14 protein-coding genes are annotated in these 17444 nt (G+C 68.5%); 3 read left to right on the forward strand and 11 right to left on the reverse strand.

The window, feature by feature from the left end:
• Positions 1-40: 40 nt before the first annotated feature.
• Together ACQG3P_RS06395 and ttcA are read right to left on the reverse strand one after the other, a co-directional pair.
• A complete protein-coding gene (locus ACQG3P_RS06395) occupies positions 41-946 on the reverse strand; it encodes a recombination-associated protein RdgC (protein ID WP_068848158.1) in 906 nt (301 codons plus the stop codon).
• A 33-nt stretch (positions 947-979) separates the two neighbouring features.
• Complete coding sequence (ttcA, locus tag ACQG3P_RS06400; protein ID WP_426804550.1) at positions 980-1852, reverse strand: tRNA 2-thiocytidine(32) synthetase TtcA; 873 nt, start codon at positions 1850-1852, stop codon at positions 980-982.
• A gap of 96 nt (positions 1853-1948) precedes the next feature.
• Here ttcA and ACQG3P_RS06405 point away from each other — a divergent pair, with 96 nt between their 5' ends.
• A complete protein-coding gene (locus ACQG3P_RS06405) occupies positions 1949-2152 on the forward strand; it encodes a YdcH family protein (protein ID WP_068848155.1) in 204 nt (67 codons plus the stop codon).
• A 91-nt stretch (positions 2153-2243) separates the two neighbouring features.
• Here ACQG3P_RS06405 and plsB read toward each other — a convergent pair whose 3' ends face one another.
• The 5 genes from plsB to ACQG3P_RS06430 all read right to left on the reverse strand — a co-directional run bounded on the left by plsB (position 2244) and on the right by ACQG3P_RS06430 (position 8686).
• Positions 2244-4919: a glycerol-3-phosphate 1-O-acyltransferase PlsB gene (gene plsB / locus ACQG3P_RS06410; protein ID WP_426804551.1), complete on the reverse strand. Its 2676-nt coding sequence runs from the start codon at positions 4917-4919 to the stop codon at positions 2244-2246.
• A complete protein-coding gene (locus tag ACQG3P_RS06415; RefSeq protein WP_426804552.1) occupies positions 4919-5905 on the reverse strand; it encodes a hypothetical protein in 987 nt (328 codons plus the stop codon). The genes plsB and ACQG3P_RS06415 overlap by 1 nt, the downstream gene beginning before the upstream one ends.
• Before the next feature lie 114 nt (positions 5906-6019).
• Positions 6020-6841 carry a S1 family peptidase gene (locus tag ACQG3P_RS06420; protein WP_254622107.1) on the reverse strand — a complete coding sequence of 274 codons (822 nt, stop codon included), beginning with the start codon at positions 6839-6841 and terminating at the stop codon, positions 6020-6022.
• A 205-nt stretch (positions 6842-7046) separates the two neighbouring features.
• The gene (gene pyrF, locus ACQG3P_RS06425; protein ID WP_068848149.1) at positions 7047-7766 is read right to left on the reverse strand and encodes an orotidine-5'-phosphate decarboxylase; all 720 of its coding nucleotides are present in this window, start codon (positions 7764-7766) and stop codon (positions 7047-7049) included.
• On the reverse strand, positions 7763-8686 hold the full coding sequence (locus tag ACQG3P_RS06430) for a 5'-nucleotidase, lipoprotein e(P4) family (RefSeq protein WP_426804553.1): 924 nt from the start codon (positions 8684-8686) through the stop codon (positions 7763-7765). Before ACQG3P_RS06430 ends, pyrF begins: the two co-directional genes overlap by 4 nt.
• 109 nt (positions 8687-8795) lie before the next feature.
• Between ACQG3P_RS06430 and ACQG3P_RS06435 the strand changes: the two genes are divergently transcribed.
• The gene (locus ACQG3P_RS06435) at positions 8796-9455 is read left to right on the forward strand and encodes a YceH family protein (RefSeq protein WP_426804554.1); all 660 of its coding nucleotides are present in this window, start codon (positions 8796-8798) and stop codon (positions 9453-9455) included.
• On the opposite strand, the gene ACQG3P_RS06440 is transcribed toward ACQG3P_RS06435, so the two are convergent.
• The gene (locus tag ACQG3P_RS06440) at positions 9452-9985 is read right to left on the reverse strand and encodes a GNAT family N-acetyltransferase (protein ID WP_249833415.1); all 534 of its coding nucleotides are present in this window, start codon (positions 9983-9985) and stop codon (positions 9452-9454) included. The genes ACQG3P_RS06435 and ACQG3P_RS06440 overlap by 4 nt on opposite strands.
• A 145-nt stretch (positions 9986-10130) precedes the next feature.
• The gene (locus tag ACQG3P_RS06445; RefSeq protein ID WP_068848141.1) at positions 10131-12107 is read right to left on the reverse strand and encodes a UvrD-helicase domain-containing protein; all 1977 of its coding nucleotides are present in this window, start codon (positions 12105-12107) and stop codon (positions 10131-10133) included.
• 145 nt (positions 12108-12252) lie between these two features.
• Here ACQG3P_RS06445 and ACQG3P_RS06450 point away from each other — a divergent pair, with 145 nt between their 5' ends.
• Positions 12253-12873 carry a thymidine kinase gene (locus ACQG3P_RS06450; RefSeq protein WP_068848139.1) on the forward strand — a complete coding sequence of 207 codons (621 nt, stop codon included), beginning with the start codon at positions 12253-12255 and terminating at the stop codon, positions 12871-12873.
• 39 nt (positions 12874-12912) lie between these two features.
• Here the strand turns inward: ACQG3P_RS06450 and ACQG3P_RS06455 are convergent, their stop codons facing one another.
• Both ACQG3P_RS06455 and ACQG3P_RS06460 read right to left on the reverse strand, forming a co-directional pair.
• Positions 12913-14514 (reverse strand): glucan biosynthesis protein, encoded by a 1602-nt coding sequence (locus ACQG3P_RS06455; protein ID WP_068854480.1) that lies wholly within the window; start codon positions 14512-14514, stop codon positions 12913-12915.
• 49 nt (positions 14515-14563) lie between these two features.
• Positions 14564-17437, reverse strand: a complete 2874-nt coding sequence (locus tag ACQG3P_RS06460) for a protein kinase domain-containing protein (RefSeq protein ID WP_426804555.1) — start codon at positions 17435-17437, stop codon at positions 14564-14566.
• Positions 17438-17444: the final 7 nt, after the last annotated feature.

The following is a 17444-nucleotide window of genomic DNA, read 5'->3' on the forward strand; positions in this document are numbered from 1 at the left end:
GCGGGGTGTAAAGGGGCGGGGCAGGACCCCGCCCGGTGCCTCAGTCGGCTTTGCTCAGCTTGAAGGCCTCTTCCAGCAGCAGGAACAGGCGGCGCACTTCGCCGCTCTGCAGGGCGAAACGGGCATCCAGCTCGGCGCGGCGGCCGTCCTCGTCGGCGTGCTCGAGCTGGTCCAGGGCGCCGTCCAGGAACTTCAGCTTGCGCACGATCAGGTCGTCGCCCAGCACGAAGGACAGGTTGTCCTCGAACACCAGGGCCAGCTTGGTCACCTGCTTGCCGGCGTCCAGGTGCTTGTCGATCTCGTCGCAGCGCAGTTCCTGGTGCTGGCACTTGACCACCGCGCCGCCCTCGGCCGGGTCCTTCATCTCGCACTCTTCGCCCAGGCTCAGCCCGGTGGGGAGCGGCTCACCGGCGATCCAGCCGGTCAGGATCGAGCGTGGCGCCACTTCCGCGTTCAGCGGCATGGCCGGGAAGCTGCCGAGCAGGCCACGGATGTCGGACATCATGTTCTCGCCCTTCTTGCTGCTCGAGCAGTCCACCGCCACGTAGCCGTGGGTGAGGTCGATCAGCGCGTCAGTACGCGAGCTCTTCACGAAGGCACGCGGCATCAGCTCGTGCAGCAGGTCGTCCTTCAGGCGCTTGCGCTCGCGCCCGCCGGGCTTGCGCCCCTCCTTCTCTTCGATCTCTTCCAGCTTGCGGGCCAGCAGGTCGTTGACCACCGCGCCCGGCAGGATCTTGTCCTCACCGCCCACGGTCAGCCACAGCGCGTCGCCGACGCGGTGCGAGAACACGGCCTTTTCCTCACGACCGAACGGGGAAATGAAACCGCGTGAACTCATTTCAAGCGGGCCGACCGGCTTGAGCAGCACCTGCGGCAACAGGGTATCGACTTCAGAGAAATCAGTGGCGGTCGGGAAGCGGAACAGCGTCAGGTTGCGAAAGAACATGGAAATCCGGATAGGAAGGCGTGAAAGGGAAGGTCAGGGGGTGCCGTCGGTCCAGGCCGACGGCGGGCTGGGCGCGACCGCGGTGCGGCCCAGCGCCATGAAATCGAACAGGGCCGGGTCGGCCAGCTGCGACGGGTGGATGTTGCCCAGCGCACGCGCGATCTGGTCGATCCGCCCGGGGTGTTGATCCTCCCACTGCTGCAGCATCTGCGCCACCTGGCGGCGCTGCAGGTTGTCCTGGCTGCCGCACAGCGTGCACGGAATGATCGGGAAGCCGCGCGCCTGCGCATGTTGTGCGATGTCGCGCTCGCTGACATAGGCCAGCGGGCGGATCACCACGTGCTGGCCATCGTCGCTGCGCAGCTTGGGCGGCATCGCGGAGAGCTTGGCGTGGTGGAACAGGTTGAGGAAGAACGTGGCCACGCTGTCGTCGCGGTGGTGGCCGAGTGCGATCTTGCTGAAGCCATGTTCCGCCGCATGCCGGTACAGCGCGCCGCGACGCAGCCGCGAGCACAGCGAGCACATCGTGCGGCCTTCGGGAATTACCCGGCTCACCACCGAATAGGTGTCCTGTTCGATGATCTGGTAAGCCACGCCGATCGAGGCCAGGTACTCCGGCAGCACGTGTTCGGGGAAGCCCGGCTGTTTCTGGTCCAGGTTCACCGCCACCAGTTCGAAGGCCACCGGGGCCTTTTTCTGCAGCTGCAGCAGCACGTCCAGCAGGGTGTAGCTGTCCTTGCCGCCGGACAGGCAGACCATGATGCGGTCGCCGTCCTCGATCATGCCGAAGTCGGCGATCGCCTGGCCCACCTGGCGGCGCAGCCTGCGCGCCAGTCTGTCCTGCGCGGCCGCGTCCGTGCGCGGGGCGCGGGGGAGCGGATCGGGCAGGGGCAGCACGGCAGGCATCCGGTCATTCTACCGGCTCGCACTGGTTGCCATCGGTGTGGGGAAGTGACTGCGTTCACTCCCGGGCGTCATGCCGGATGTGTATGCTCGACGACTGTGGATACCCTGACGCCCGAACAGATCACCGACCTGCTTGCCAACCTCCGTCAGGAGCATCGTGACCTGGATGACAAGATCCAGCGCATGGCCGCCAATGGCGAGGATGAGCTGGAGTTCAAGCGCCTGAAGCGCCGCAAGCTCCAGCTCAAGGACCGCATTGCGAAGCTGGAAGACATGTTGATTCCGGACGAGCCGGCGTAAGGCATGCCGGCCAACGGCCGGCGCTACGAATTGCTGGCGAACGCGGTGAAATCCGGATACCTCGGGATACGCAGGATTGTCGACGCGGTCGTCAATCCTGCGTTACCGGTTCCTCTGGCTTCGCGGCTTCGGGGCTCACCCGCTCGATGGTGTGGCGCAGCTCGCGGCCCAGAATGAACTTGGCATCCTTGGCCCACATGTCCAGGCGTTCGTCGAACAGCAGCTTGCTGTTCTCGTCCGGCCACACCAGGCGCAGCTCGCGCAGCTTCTGGATGAAGCCGCGGAACAGGGTGCGGTCGAAGAACTCCGGCGCGGCCGGGGCGTAGAGCAGGCTCAGGCGCTGCGCGGCCTGCTGGCACAGGCTTTCCAGCTCGGCTGCGCCCAGCGTGCCCGGGCCGTTCTTCACCAGCACCGAAATGGCGATGTAATACCGCTCGAACGCCTGCTGCAGTGAATGGCCGATCGCACGCAGGCGGAACACCTCGTCGGTCTGCCCGGTGTTGCGCGCCAGGATGCCGCCATCGTCGTCATTGACGTTCTGCAGCAGGCCCTCGCGCACGAACACCGCGATGGTCTGCTCGATGCGCTGGGCAAATTCGTCTTCGGTCCACGGCAGGAACAGCTCGGCCTGCAGGAACGGGTACACGGTGCGGCCCAGCTGCACCAGCCCGGTGCGGCTCATGCGGCGGTTGTTCTGGAAGCAGCACGCCACCCACGACGACGCGGTGAACAGGTGGATGACGTTGTTGCGGAAGTAGCTGAGCAGCACCGCGGTATCGCCACTGACGCTGAGCACATCGCCCAGCGGGTGCTTGATCCGGGTCAGCACGTTGATTTCCTCGGCGTGCGCGATGATCCGCTCCGGCGAATGCGGCGTGACCGTGACCCGGTCCGAATACGGCATTTCCACCAGCAGGGTCTTGCACAGCTCGATCTGCGCGATCAGGTCGGCTTCGCCCATCGCATGCTTGGGCGTGGACAGCAGCGCCAGCGCCAGCAGGTTGATCGGATTGACGTCGGCCGCGCCGTTGATGTGCACCTGGATGCGTTCGGCCAGGTGGTCCACCGTGCCCGACAGCCACGACGGCTTCTCGTCCTCGCCAACCGGCGCGCCATCCCACTCCGGTGCCTGGCGGGCCAGTACGTCGTTGAGCGCGATCGGCTCGCCGAAGTTCACCACCACCTGGCCGTAGTTCTGCTTGAGCACCTTGGGGATCGACCACAGCAGCTGCCAGATCGATTCTTTTTCCTTCGGCCGCCCGGACAGCTCGTCCAGGTAGCTGCCGCCTTCCATCAGCTTTTCATAGCCGATGTACACCGGCTGGAACAGCACCGGCTTGCGCGGCTGGCGCAGGAACGCGCGCAGCGTCATCGAGATCATGCCGCCCTTGGGCTGCAGCAGGCGCCCGGTACGCGAACGGCCGCCTTCGACGAAGTATTCGATCGAATAGCCACCGGCCACCAGCTGCGCCACGTATTCGCTCAGCACCGCCGAATACAGCGCGTTGCCGCGGATCGAGCGGCGGATGAAGAACGCACCGCCCTTGCGCAGCAGCGTGCCCACCACCGGCAGGTTCAGGTTGATGCCCGCCACGATGTGCGGCGGCACGATGCCGCGGTCGTACAACAGGTAGGACAGCAGCAGGTAATCCATGTGGCTGCGATGGCTGGGCACGTACACCACTTCATGGCCCGGCGCGGCGGCCTTGAACTTGTCCAGGTGGTGCACCAGCACGCCGGCGTAGATGCGGTTCCACACATGGCTGAGCATGAAGCTGGCCGAGCGCACCACCGGGCTGGAGTAGTCCGCGGCGATTTCCCAGGCGTAGGCGTGCGCCTTCTTCCAGGCGTCGGCCGGCTTGGTGTTGTCGCGCTTGGCCTGCGACGCGATCGCCTCGCGCACCGTGTCCGCCTCCAGCACCTTGTCCACCAGCAGGCGGCGGGTGGACAGGTCCGGCCCGATCACCGATTCGCGGATGCGGCGGAAGTGGGTGCGCAGCACGCGCTGCAGCTTGCGCACCGTGCGCTCGGGGTCCAGCCCTTCGTCCACGGTGGCGCGCAGCGAGATCGGCGGGGCGAACCGCACGATGGTGCTGCGACCGTTGAGCAGCACCGCCAGCAGGCGGCGGAAGCGGCCCACCAGCGCCCAGTTTTCCGAGAACAGCACCGCGAACCAACCGCTCTGCTTGTCCGGCGCGCGGCCGACGAAGATAGACACCGGCACCAGGTTCACGTCCAGCTCGCCGCGGGCGCGGTGGGCCTGCAGCACCTTGGCCAGCGAATCGGAATGGGTCTTGGCGCCGCGCTGTTCGGGAATCAGCGAGTTGCTGCTGCTCCGCCGCGACAGCGCCAGATAGGCCCGCCTGCGCCCGGTCGGGTCGCCGGCAATGGGCACCAGCGGCGAGGGCAGCCCGGCTTCACGGCAGGCCTTGTCCAGGATCAGCGCGTTGGACAGACCGTAGTCTTCCAGCACGTAGACCACCGGGCGGCCGTCGTCGTACTGGCCGGGATGTTCGGGTTCGATCTTCAGCGACAGCCACGGTTCGACCAGGCGGCCCAGCAGACGGGCCCACCACGGGCGGCGCCCGAACGAGGTGCGCGCTGCCGCGCTGACCGTGCTGGGCACGATCGCCGCCGGGTCGGTCGCGCCCGCGGTCGGGGCGTCCGCGCCGGGCACGGTGTCGGGCGACGCGGACGGGACGTCCGGCGTCTTGGGCGGCTCTTCGCCGGGGAAAGGCAGGGGATTCTGGTTCGGCATCGGCTTCATTATGGCTTAGCCGGTGCAGAAGCACCGTCCTTGACCTGCGCGGCGGCCTCTGCTTCTGCGGCCATCTGAGCGTCATGTTCAGCTTGCGCGGCCATGGCGGCCTTCGCTTCGTCAGCCGCCTTGAGCAGTGCGTCGGTCTCTTCCAGGGTGCGCGCCAGGTACCAGTGGCCCTCGCGGCGGGTCATGCGCACCTGGGCTTCGATCTGTTCGCCGGCCAGCGGGTACTGGATCCGCAGCACGGCGGTGTCGCCCTCCTGCGACACCAGTTCGCCGCGCAGGTCGGTCATCGCCGCGTCCAGCGACAGCCCGTAACTGGCCAGCGCGGTCTTCAGCGCCTTGGCGAACGGCCCCAGCCGGCGCAGGCTGCCCTCCATGCCGGCCGCCTGCAGCTCGGCGTCGGTGGACAACCCGGCACTGCGTGCGGTGGCGGTCAACAGGGTGATGGTGGTCTTTGCGCGCTGCTTGTCGGTCAGCGGCGCGGCGGCCGCCCAGCGGCTCAGCACATCCACTACCTGGCTGTAGTGGGCGCGCTCGGCCTCGCTGTAGTCGGTCTGGTTGCGCAGGTACTGCACGCCGAACAACCCCATCGAATGGGCCGCCTGGCGCACCCCGGTGGCCTGGCCGGCAATCTGGGTGTCGAACGAGCGCTGCAGGCGCTTGGGCGCGTCCGGCGCGGACAGCGCCGCCAGCATCGGCAGCAGCTGGCCATCCAGCGGCAGGTCGGTGAGCGGCCAGCGGCTGTGACCCTCGTCCCAGGCCGTCTGCAGGCGGGTGTACTGGGCCGGCGGCACCGAGCCGCGGGCGTAGCCCACCAGGTCGTTGTCGGCCAGGTGGCGGGCGATCTGCTGCAACGCGGCCACCGGCTCGGCGGCCGGTGCATCCGGGTCGATCGTGTCGCGCTTGCACGCCCCCACCAGCAGCAGCCCGCACAGCGACAGCGACATCACCCAGGGTCGGTAGCGCCCTGTCATCAACGGCATGGACATGAATTCGGACTTCCCCGGACCGGTCCGCATCTTGCGGCCTGCGCCCCCACAGCGGCAACCCATCCTGCCCGCCGGGCTGGCAGGATGGGCGCAACCCACTGTTTCTATTGGATATCAGTCACGCATCCAGGTGGCCTGGATGAAATCGCGCACATAGCCCTGCGATAACCGCGCGTACACCCCAGGGCGATCCGGCAGCGCGCAGCCCTCGCCCCAGCTGACCGTGCCCAGCACCGTCCAGGCGCCCTTGCGGCGCACCAGCAGCGGCCCGCCGGAGTCGCCGCTGCAGCTGTCGATGCCCTCGGCGCCGGCGCAGATCACCGCGCCGGCCTGCAGGTCCGGGTAGGCCTGCTGGCACGCGGCAAAGGTCACGAACGGGGTCTGCACCGTCTGCAGGGTGGTCGGCAGATCCTGCTCCCCGGGGAAGTCGGTCACCCCCCAGCCGATCACCGTGAAGGCGCGCCCGGGCCGCAGGTAGGCACTGTCCCGGCCCAGCAACAGCTCGGCCGGCTCGGCCTTGGGCACCGCCCGCTTGAGCTGGATCAGCGCCACGTCGTTGAGCAGGTTGCCTTCGTCGTAGGCCGGATGGACGTGGATGGCCTTGACGTTGGAGGCGCGGCGGCGCGGCGTGGTCTTCAGCGTGGTCTCCCCGACCAGCACCGCCAGCTGCGCCGGCGGCAGCCCGTCAACACAGTGCGCGGCGGTGAGCACCCAGGAGGGCGAGATCAAGGTGGCACCGCAGTTGTGGCGGGCGTGGTCCGAATCGCCGCGGCCCAGCCGCTGCAGGCTGGCCATGAACGGGTACTGGCCGGGTTCGGCGTCGCCCCCGCCGATGATGTGGGGCACGGTGTCCGGCCCGGGCTGGGCCAGCGCGGGAACCGAAACAGCAGAAAGGATCAGGCCGAACATCCAGGCCGGCCGGGAACAGATACGCATGCAGCAACTCCTTTGCGGAAAAGTGGAAACGACAGGCACAGCGCAGGGGCATGTGCCGGGTCGATTCGACGGCAAAGAAGACGGGACAACTGCGTGGTCGGTCGCGTTTCAGCGGCACCAACGATTGATGGATCCATTTCTGCGAACAGGCGCTACCTGGCACCGGGATGCAGTTCCATCCCGGTGCGTACAACCCCTACATCAGTCAGCGACGAGCGGCGCGGATCTCGTCCTGGATCGCCCGCGCAGCCGCGCGCGGGTCGGCCGCCAAGCGGATCGGGCGACCAACCACGATGGCATCGGCGCCGTCGGCGAACGCCTGGGCCACGCCCACGGTGCGCTTCTGGTCGTCGCCCACCGGGCCACCGGGGCGGATGCCCGGGCACACGATCGAGAACCCGGCGCCGGTGGCGGCGCGGATCGGGCCGGCTTCCTGGCCCGAGGCGATCACGCCGTCGATGCCGGCCGCCTGCGCGGCCAGCGCGCGTTCCACCACCACGTCGACCGGCTCGCGGTCGATGCCCATGCCACGCAGGTCCTCACGCCCCATCGAGGTCAGCACGGTCACCGCCAGCAGGCGCATGTCGCTGCTGTTGGCGGCCGCGCAGGCCTCCATCATCGCCGGGTGCCAACCATGGATGGTGGCGTAGCTCACCGGCCACTGCGACAGCCGGCGGATCACCGCCGCAGCGGTGGCCGGGATGTCGAAGAACTTCAGGTCGACGAACACGCGCTTGTCGCGCGCGGCCAGCGCATCGAGCACCTCGAAGTACTCGCCCGAGGCCAGCAGCTCCATGCCGATCTTGTAGAAGGAGACCGCATCGCCCAGCCGGTCCACCCAGGCCAGCGCATCCTCGCGGCCCGGCACATCGAGCGCGAAGATCAGGCGTTCGTCATCGCGCAGCGGCAGCGGGGCGCGGCTCACGGCGCGTAGTCCAGCGCGGCCCGCTTGGCGTCGTGGCGGGCCTGGCGCGACTGGCTGTAGTCGTTGTTGAACTGGGCCGGTTCGAAGCCGCCGTAGGTCGGGTTGGGCAGCATCCACCAGCGCTCGCCGAACCAGTCATGGTACTGCTGCAGCAGCGCGTCGCGGCCGACATTGGTGTTGGCGGTCACTTCCACGAAGTCGCCCAGCTGGTCGCCGAACTGCATCAGCACGCGGTAGTTCTGCCCGGCCAGGCGGCGTCGGCAGTTCTTTTCGCTGCCGGCCTGCTCGCAGTCCTTCACCACCGTGCCCAGGCCCAGGAACACGCTGTCATCGGCCACCGGCAGGCCTTCGGCACGCAGGTTGGCCAGGGTGGCCTCCTTGAGGTGCACGGCGCGGTTGGAGATGTACAGCAGGGTCACGCCCTTGGCGTTGGCCGCCTTGGCGAAATCGACCACGCCCGGAATGGCCTTGGCCTTCTTTTCGGCCACCCACTGGTCCCAGCTCAGTTCGTCGTACTCGCCGCCGTCGCGGACCAGGCGGGCCTGGTAGGGCGAGTTGTCCAGCACGGTTTCGTCCACGTCGAGCACCACGGCCGGCTTCAGGCCCTTGGCGGCGTTGCCGCGCTCTTCGGGCACCAGCGCATCCCAGTTGGCTTCCTTGAGCGCCTTGTCCAGGTGGTCGGCAGCGGCGCGGTAGGTCTGCTCGGTGATTGCCCGGTATTCCTGCGAACGCTGCATCCACAGCACGGCGTTGAGGTTGTCGTTGGCGGCCACGGCGGCATCGCCCTTTGCGGCAGGCGCGGCAGCGGCGGCAGCAGGGGCCGGGGCAGCAGCTTCGGCGGGGGTCTCGGTGCGCTTGCACGCCCCCAGCGCCATCACGGCGCAGGCAAGCACGGACAGGGAAACAGCGGTACGACGCATGGCAATCACCAGTACTGGGTGGCGCCAGTTTACCGGCTTGGCCGCTGCGGTTCATGCCGGCCGCAGGGCTCGGCTATGCTGCACGGCCCAGCAACACCCGGAGCGCGAGATGACCGACGACACCCAGACCCCTGCCCTGCCCGTGCTCAACGCGGCCCAGGCCCGTGCCCTGGGCTGCCTGATCGAGAAGGAAGCGACCACCCCGGACGCCTACCCGCTCACGGTCAACGCCACCCAGGTGGCGGCCAACCAGAAGACCGCCCGCGAGCCGGTGCTGCAGCTGTCGGCCGGCGATGTGCACCACGCCCTGCGCCAGCTGGAAACCCTGGGCCTGGCCCGGCAGCAGTTTTCCTCGCGCGCCGAGCGCTACGAGCACCGCGCCGGCAGCGCGCTGGACCTGACCCGGCAGCAGCTGGCCATCCTGGGCCTGCTGCTGCTGCGCGGCCCGCAGACGGTGAACGAGCTGCTCACCCGCAGCGAGCGCCTGTTCCAGTTCCAGGACGCCGACGAGCTGCGCCACCACGTGGAGCGCATGATCCAGCGCGGCCTGGCCGTGCTGCTGCCGCGCTCTGGCGGCCAGCGCGAAGACCGTTACATGCACCTGCTGGCCGGCCCGGTGGATGTGCAGGCGTTGGCCGAGCAGTACAGATCCGCACCGTCCAGTGGCGGCGGCAATGCCGCGCTGGAAGCGCGCGTGCAGGAGCTGGAAACCACGGTGGCCGCGTTGCAGGAACAGTTGGCCGAGTTGCGCGCCCAGCTGGGCGGCTAGACCGCCGGCGCGCCGGGCGTGGCGAACAGGAGCAGCACTTCTTCATCGCGCGGCGCCGGCAGGCGCACATCGCCACGGTCTTCCATGCCCAGCTTGCGCAGTAGTGCAGCCGAGCGCAGGTTCTCCGGGGCGACGATGCCGTACAGGTCCGGGTAGCCCAGTACGTCACGCGCGTAGTGCATCACCCCGCGCGCGGCCTCGAACGCGTAGCCATGGCCTTCGTACTGCGACAGCAGCGCATAGCCCACGTCCGGCGCGGGCAGCCCATCGCGGCGCACCAGCCCAGCGTTGCCCAGCCACGCGCCGTCGCTGCGGCGGATGATGGCGTACATGCCGAACCCGTTGAGCGTGTAACTGCCGAGCACGCGTTCGGCGGTGTAATCGCGCGCCTGCGCCAGGGTGCGCACGCCACGGTCGGCGATATGCCGGATGAACCCCGGCTCGTTGAGCAGCGCCAGCATGTCCGCCGCATCATGGTCGGGATCGATCAGGCGCAGGTGCAGGCGTTCGGTCTGGATCACGGCGGACATCGCGTCGCTCGCAGTCAGGAATTGGCCGATTGTGCAGGTTGCCGGAACACGTGGGTAGAGCCGACTGTTAGTCGGCTGCCTTCTGTCGGCTGCCTTCTGCAAGCGCCGCGCGAACGGCAGCCGACTGACAGTCGGCTCTACAACGTCAGTCGAACAAGGCCTCGATTGCTGCCAGGCCGGCGCTGGCGCGCTCCTTCTTGCGCGCCGCGTCTGCCACCGGGTCGGCACCGTCGCGCTGCATTTCCTCGGCCGGGATCTCGTCGAAGAAACGGCTCGGCTTGAGCCGCACATGCTCACCGAACTTGCGGGTCAGCTTGCTGTGGCTCATCCACAGCTGCACCTTGGCGCGGGTGATGCCCACGTACAGCAGGCGGCGTTCTTCCTGCAGGTTGCCCTCGTCCAGGCTGACCTGGTGCGGCAGCACGCCGTCCTCGCAGCCGACGATGAACACATACGGGAACTCCAGGCCCTTGGACGCGTGCAGGGTCATCATCCGCACCTGGTTGCCACCGTCGTCCTTGTCGTTGCGCGACAACAACGCCAGCTGCGCGGCCAGGTCGGCGGTAGAAGCGCCACGCGGACCGCCTTCGAACCACTGCGCCAGCTCTTCCAGGTTGGCCAGCCGGCGCTGGTACACCGACTCTTCCTTGCAGGTGCTGCGCAGTTCGGACACCAGCCCCGAATCCTTCACCAGCTTCCGCACGAGGTCGCCCGAGCTCAGCTTGGGCATTTCCGCGCGCAGGTCGCGCAGGATGTCGGTGAAGCGGCTCAGGCTGTTGGCGGCGCGCGGCGGCAGCTGCGCCAGCGCGCCGATCGCCTCGGCCGCATGCGCCATTGGCAGTTCCTTGTCCGAGGCCAGCTCGGCGAGCTTGGCCAGCGTGCCGGCGCCCACCTCACGCTTGGGCGACTGCACCGCGCGCATGAACGCCGTATCGTCATCGGGATTCACCAGCAGGCGCAGCCACGACAGCGTGTCCTTCACTTCCTGGCGTTCCAGGAACGCGGTGCCGCCGGTGATGTGGTACGGCGCACGCACCAGCTGCAGCGCCTTTTCCAGCGGCCGCGACTGGAAGTTGCCGCGGAACAGGATGCAGAAGTCGCTCCATGGAATCTGCTTGGAGGTGGCCAGGTAGGAGATCTCGGCGGCGACCTTCTCCGCCTCGTGTTCGCTGTTGCGACACTCCCACACGCGGATGCGTTCGCCGTCGGCCTGGTCGCTCCACAGCTTCTTCAGGTGTTCATGCGGGTTGTTGGCGATCAGCGCGTTGGCCGCGCGCAGCACGCGATTGGAGCAACGGTAATTCTGCTCAAGCTTGATGATTTCCAGCGCCGGGTAATCGCGCGCCATCTGCTGCAGGTTTTCCGGGTTGGCCCCGCGCCAGGCGTAGATGGACTGGTCATCGTCGCCCACGCAGGTGAAGTTGCCGGCAGTGCCGGCCAGCTGCTTGAGCAGCCGGTACTGCGCATCGTTGGTGTCCTGGCATTCGTCGACCAGCAGGTAGCCGATGCGTTCGCGCCAGGCCAGCGCGATCTCCGGGTTCTCCTCAAGCACCTGCACCGGCAGCCGGATCAGGTCGTCGAAATCGACCGCGTTGAACGCGGTCAGGCGCAGCTGGTAGCGCTCGTAGACGCTGGCCGCTTCCTTCTCGCGGTTGCTGCGCGCTTCGGCCATCGCCTGTTCGGGCGACAGGCCGGCGTTCTTCGCACGCGAGATGAGGTTCTTCACGTCCTCGATGTCGTCCGGCTTGGCGCCGTACATCAGGTCTTTCACCTGCGAGGTGGAATCGTCGGCGTCGAAGATCGAGAAGCCGCGCTTGAGGCCGACCGCGGCATGTTCGATCTGCAGGAACTTGAGGCCCAGCGCATGGAAGGTGCAGATGGTGACATCTTCGGCGTCGCCGCCCTGCAGGCGCTTGGCCACGCGCTCGCGCATTTCCTTGGCGGACTTGTTGGTGAAGGTGATCGCCGCGATGCGCTTGGCCGGGTAACGGCGGGTGCTGATCAGCTGGGCGATCTTTTCCACGATCACGCGCGTCTTGCCGCTGCCCGCGCCGGCCAGTACCAGCAGGGGACCTTCGCAGTGCAGCACTGCCGCGCGTTGGGGGGGATTGAGACCGTGCATGCCTTCTCCGTGGGTGCCGCATTGTAACGGGCGGCGGGCCGCGCTGGCCTGCTTGACCGGGCACCGCCGCAGGCGCATCCGCTGGCGGTCGGTGAACCGGTTCACAGTCCCGCATCCCGGCGTGGACGCGCATTAGAATGGACCGATGGCCAAGCTCTATTTCTACTATTCGGCGATGAACGCCGGCAAGACCACCACGCTGCTGCAGTCGGCGCACAATTACCGTGAGCGCGGGATGCGCGTGGCCATCCTCACCCCGCGCCTGGACGACCGTGCCGGGCGCGGCGTGGTGGCCTCGCGGATCGGCCTGAAGGCCGATGGCATTGCCTTCGACCGCGATACCGACCTGGAGCAGCTGATCCGCGCCGACATCGCCAGCGACGGGCCGTTGGGCTGCGTGCTGGTGGACGAGGCACAGTTCCTCAGCCGCAGCCAGGTCTGGCAGCTCAGCGAAGTGGTCGACCAGCTGCGCATTCCGGTGCTGTGCTACGGGCTGCGCACCGATTTCCGCGGGGAGCTGTTCGAAGGCAGCCAGTACCTGCTGGCCTGGGCCGACGAGATGCAGGAGATCAAGACCATCTGCCACAGCGGCAAGAAGGCCACCATGACCGTGCGCGTGGACGAACACGGCCACGCGGTGCAGGACGGTCCGCAGGTGGAGATCGGTGGCAACGAACGCTACGTCTCGGTCAGCCGCGCGGAGTTCAAGAAGATCACGCGCGGCGAAGGCCGGATCGACCCAGCCCAGGCACGTCTACCCCTGTAGACCTGCCGGTAGGTACCGACCGTTGGTCGGTACACCTTCTCAATACAACGTACGCTCCGGCGCGCCCGCCGGCGGCGGGCTGTACTGGTACAGCCAGGTTTCCGTCAGGGTCTTGCCGCCGCTGCGCAGGTACAGGCGGATGTCGATTTGGTCGGTGCTGTCATCGGGCGGCACCAGGTCGAACATGGCGCGGTAGCCCTTGATCTCGCGCAGCGGGCGCGCCGAGACGATCTCGGTGCGGCCGCGGCTGGCCTGCACCACCGCTTCCACTTCGCCCTTGTCGATCAGCGCGGCCAGTTCGCCGCCCTGGAAGTCCACGGCGAAACGCCACGAGAAATACTCGCGCTTCTTGCCGATCACCCCGCCCAGGCCGGTGCGGGTGGCCACGGCCTGCGCCAGCGGCGGCCGCGCGGGCGGCTCGGCGCCCCAGTACAGGCGGTAGCCCAGCAGCATTTCCTGGCCCGGCTGCGGCTTGGCTTCGGGGTTCCAGAACGCCACGATGTTGTCGAAGGTCTCGTCTACGGTGGGAATTTCCACCAGCTGGACCGAGCCCCTGCCCCACTGACCCTTCGGTTCCACCCACAGGCAAGGGCGCTTCTCGTAGAACACGCCATCATCCTGGTAGTGGTCGAAGCTGCGGTCGCGCTGCAGCAGGCCAAAGCCCTTCGGGTTGTTGTCCACGAACATGTTGAAGCGCAGCTGGCGCGGGTTGGACAGCGGGCGCCAGATCCACTCGCCAGCGCCGTTCCACATCGACAGGCCGTCGGTGTCGTGGATCTCCGGGCGCCAGTCCCAGGCCATCCGGCGGTCGTTCTCGCCCACCTGGTACATGCTGGTGCACGGCGCGATGCCAAGCCGTTCGATGGCCTTGCGCGGGTACAGCGCCACGTCCACGTCCATCAGCAGCACATCGCCGTTGGTGATGGCGAAGCGGTAGGCACCGGCCACGCTGGGCGAATCCAGCAGCGCGTACACCACCAGCGTGTTGGAGTCGGCGGCCGGCTGTTCCAGGAAGTAGGCAATGAAATCGGGGAATTCCTCCGGGCGGTCCATGCCGGTGTCGATTGCCAGGCCACGGGCGGACTGGCCGTACTGGCCTTCCTTGCCTACCGCGCGGAAGTAGCTGGCGCCCAGGAAGGCGGCGAAATCGCGGTCGGTGTCGGCGCGGGTATTGAGCCGGAACCCGGCAAAGCCCAAGTCGGCCGGCAGGTGGCCATTCTTCAGGCCGCTCTTGCCGTAATCGAACGCGGCCGGGTCATAGGCCAGTTCCTGCGCCTTGCCGTCGACGATGTCGAACATGCGCACCGGCGAATGGAAATACAGGCCCAGGTGGAAGAACTTGGCCTGGAAGCGGCCGGGCTGGTCAGCCCACAATGCGTGGTCCTGGCGGTAGCGGATCGACTGGTACTGGTCCCAGTCCAGCGCCTCCAGCGGCCCGGGCAGGGTCCGGCGATGACTCTTGTAAGCCGCCTCGGACAGCGCGCGTGCCTGGCCCTTGAGGGTGGCGAAATCGAACGGCTGCGGCTGGCCCAGCCGGCGCAGGCCTACCTGGCTGCCCTGCGCGGCGCAGGCCGGCAGCGCGGGAAAACCAATGGCGGCCAGGGCCAGGGAGGCGTTGCGGATGAAGTCGCGTCGTTGCATGCAGGCAGCGATGGGCAGGAAAGGGTCGGCCATCATAGGCACGTGAACGTTAATTCGCCGCCGTGGCCCCGGGCCTGCGTTCAGGCTGGCCGGTGCGCGCCTGCAGGCGCTTGCTGCCACAGGCCTGCAACGCCTGCTCGATCTGCCGGGGAATGCGGCCGCCCTGTGGCCGCTGCGCGCGTACTTCGGCCTGCAGCCGCACCAGTGCCTCGCGCCCCCGTGCCGGCGCCCGCGCGCAGTCCAGCTGGCCCAGCGCGGTCCGTGCCAGCCAGCGCAGGTTGACGCTGCGCGTATCCATCGCCTCGCCCTCGGTCAGCGGCTGCAGCGCGCGCTGGGCCTCCACCGGCTGGTCCATGCGAAGCAGGTTGCGTCCCCACGCCAGCTGTACCGCCTGCAGCTGGAGGCGGGCCTCCGGGCCACCCCGCGCGGATTGCCGCATCAGTTTTGCCAGGCGCTCGCCGGCCTGCCAGGGGTCGACATGCTCGCCGATGATCTCGGCCATGCGGCGGTCGCCCCGCTGCACTTCCGGATCGTCGTCGCCGCGCTGCGCGGCCTGCCACTGGCGGCCCTCGTGGAGGGCGGCCAGCGCATCCTGCCAGCGGCCGAGCTCGGCCAGCGCGTTGCCATAGTCGTACAAGCCCTGCGGCAGCAGCCCGATGCAGTCGGGCTGGCGCCAGATCGCCACTGCGCGGCCGAACGCCTCCACCGCCGCCGTGTTGTCGCCGCGCTCCAGCGCCGAGCGGCCGAGCGCATGCCAGGTCTGGCCGGTGTCGCGGTGCTGCTCGCCCAGCGCCTGGCGGGTCAGCCGGTGCACCTGCTGCAGGGCGGCTTCGGCTTCGGCCAGATCGCCGCGCTGCAGGGCCAGGGTCGCGCGCAGGCGGCGGATGGCCAGCGTTTCGGGATGGTCATTGCCGTACAGGCTGACCGCGTCGGTCCACGCCGCGCGCAGGCTGCGGTCGGCACCGTCCAGGTCGCCCTGCGCGGCCATCATTTCGCCGAGGTGGCGGCGCAGGGTGACCAGCTGCGGATGGCGGTCGGTGGTGCGCGCCTGCAGCAGCTGCAGGGCCTGGCGGTAGCCGGCCAGCGCGGCCTGTGCGTTGCCGTCGTCACTCTCCAGTGCGGCCAGGTCGGACAGGCTCTCGGCCATTGCGGTGGCGTCGTGGGTGATGTCGCGGCGCAGTGCCAGCGCACGCTCGAACCCTTCGCGGGCTTCATCGCGGTAGCCCAGCAGCTGCTGGCAGCGGCCCAGCTGGGCGTGGAACTCGGCCACCACCGACGGCAGCGCCTGACGCTGCTCGGCCGCCAGCGCCTGCATCGGCGTCATGTGCGCCACGCACTCGCGCGAGCGGCCCAGCATGCGCAGCGCGCGGCCGCGCTGGGTGACCGCTTCCAGCTGCAGCCCGGGCGGCACCTGCTTGACCTGGTCCAGCAGCGCGCGCTGCCGGTCCAGCGTTTCCAGCGCCAGCGCGTAATCGCCCATGCCGATCCGCAGCCGGCCGATCACCCCTTCCAGGTCGGCCAGCGGCAATGGCTGGTCGGCCAGCTCCGCCTCGCCACGCTGCTGCCCGGTGGCCAGCAGTTGGCGCACATCGAAGCTGCCGTGGCGCACGCTGGCGGCGCGGTCGAACAGGCCGATGGTGAAATCCTGCATGGCCTGCGCACGCGCGATCTCACGTCGCGCCTGCTGCATCTGCCACAGCGCCAGTGCCGCCAGCACCGCCAGTGCCAGGATCGCCATCGCAGCCAGCGCCACGCCCCAGCGGTGCCGCCCCAGGTACTTGCGCAGCCGGTACAGCGAACGCTGCGGGCGCGCGTGGATCGGGCGGCCTTCCAGGAAGCGCTGCAGGTCCTGCGCCAGCGCTTCCACCGAGGCATAGCGCTGCGCAGGGTCCTTCTGCAGCGCCTTGAGCAGGATCGTGTCGAGGTCACCGCGCAGGCGCCGGGCCAGCCGCCGCGCCGCTGGGGTAGCGGCAGCATCGGTAATGTCGCCACGCAGCAGCACGGTGGAGGCGCGCGGCGCATCCACTTCCAGGATCGAGCGCTCCCATTCGGCATCGCTGTGCCGGCGCAGGCGGTAAGGTTTGCGCCCGGTGATCACCTCGAACAGGACCACGCCCAGCGAATACACATCGGTCAGCGTGGTCACCGGTTCGCCGCGTACCTGTTCCGGTGCGGCGTAATGCAGGGTGAAGGCGCGCGCTTCGGTGGGCGGGTGCGCGGCGTTGGTGCGCGCCTGCTCATCGTCCAGCAGTTTGGCGATGCCGAAATCCAGCAGCTTCACCTCACCGTTGGCGGTGACCAGGATGTTGGATGGCTTGAGGTCACGGTGCACGATCAGGTTGGCATGGGCGTGGCTGACCACCGCGCACACCTGCAGCATCAGCTGCAGGCGGCGTTCCAGCGGTAGCTGCAGGCGCTGGCAGTAATCGGTGATCGGCTCGCCTTCCACATAGGCCAGCGCCAGGTACGGCTGGCCCTGCAGGTCTACGCCGGCATCCAGCAGCTGCGCCAGGTGCGGGTGCTGCAGCCGCGCCAGGATTTCGCGTTCGCGACTGAAGCGCTGGCGCAGGCCGGGGTCGGCGTAGCCGCTGCGCAGCAGCTTCAGCGCTACCTGGCGCTGGTACAGCCCGTCGGCCCGTTCGGCCAGCCAGACTTCGCCCATGCCGCCTTCGCCCAGCTGGCGCAGCAACCGGTACGGACCGATGTGGGTGCCGGCGCGGCTGTCTTCGGGCGCAGCCGTCCACAGCGGCTGGGCCAGGAACTCGCGGCTTTCCTGCTCATGGTCCAGCAGCCGTTCCAGGTCTTCGGCCAGCGTCGCATCGGCCACGCGCAGCTGCGCCAGGCGTGCGGCGCGCTGGTCGTGGGGTAGTTCCAGCAACTGATCCAGCAGCGTCGACAACTGCCGCCAGCGCACTGCGTCCATCGTCCCT

The organism is Stenotrophomonas sp. SrG (assembly GCF_050031795.1).
GTDB classification, from domain to species: domain Bacteria; phylum Pseudomonadota; class Gammaproteobacteria; order Xanthomonadales; family Xanthomonadaceae; genus Stenotrophomonas; species Stenotrophomonas rhizophila_A.

Bases quoted from the DNA above. Each gene is read 5' to 3' on its own strand.
- plsB (WP_426804551.1), bottom strand. From the start codon at position 4,919: ATGAAGCCGATGCCGAACCAGAATCCCCTGCCTTTCCCCGGCGAAGAG.
- ACQG3P_RS06415 (WP_426804552.1), bottom strand. From the start codon at position 5,905: ATGTCCATGCCGTTGATGACAGGGCGCTACCGACCCTGGGTGATGTCG.
- ACQG3P_RS06420 (WP_254622107.1), bottom strand. From the start codon at position 6,841: ATGCGTATCTGTTCCCGGCCGGCCTGGATGTTCGGCCTGATCCTTTCT.
- ACQG3P_RS06435 (WP_426804554.1), top strand. From the start codon at position 8,796: ATGACCGACGACACCCAGACCCCTGCCCTGCCCGTGCTCAACGCGGCC.
- ttcA (WP_426804550.1), bottom strand. From the start codon at position 1,852: ATGCCTGCCGTGCTGCCCCTGCCCGATCCGCTCCCCCGCGCCCCGCGC.
- ACQG3P_RS06395 (WP_068848158.1), bottom strand. From the start codon at position 946: ATGTTCTTTCGCAACCTGACGCTGTTCCGCTTCCCGACCGCCACTGAT.
- ACQG3P_RS06460 (WP_426804555.1), bottom strand. From the start codon at position 17,437: ATGGACGCAGTGCGCTGGCGGCAGTTGTCGACGCTGCTGGATCAGTTG.
- ACQG3P_RS06445 (WP_068848141.1), bottom strand. From the start codon at position 12,107: ATGCACGGTCTCAATCCCCCCCAACGCGCGGCAGTGCTGCACTGCGAA.
- ACQG3P_RS06430 (WP_426804553.1), bottom strand. From the start codon at position 8,686: ATGCGTCGTACCGCTGTTTCCCTGTCCGTGCTTGCCTGCGCCGTGATG.
- ACQG3P_RS06440 (WP_249833415.1), bottom strand. From the start codon at position 9,985: ATGTCCGCCGTGATCCAGACCGAACGCCTGCACCTGCGCCTGATCGAT.
- ACQG3P_RS06450 (WP_068848139.1), top strand. From the start codon at position 12,253: ATGGCCAAGCTCTATTTCTACTATTCGGCGATGAACGCCGGCAAGACC.
- ACQG3P_RS06455 (WP_068854480.1), bottom strand. From the start codon at position 14,514: ATGCAACGACGCGACTTCATCCGCAACGCCTCCCTGGCCCTGGCCGCC.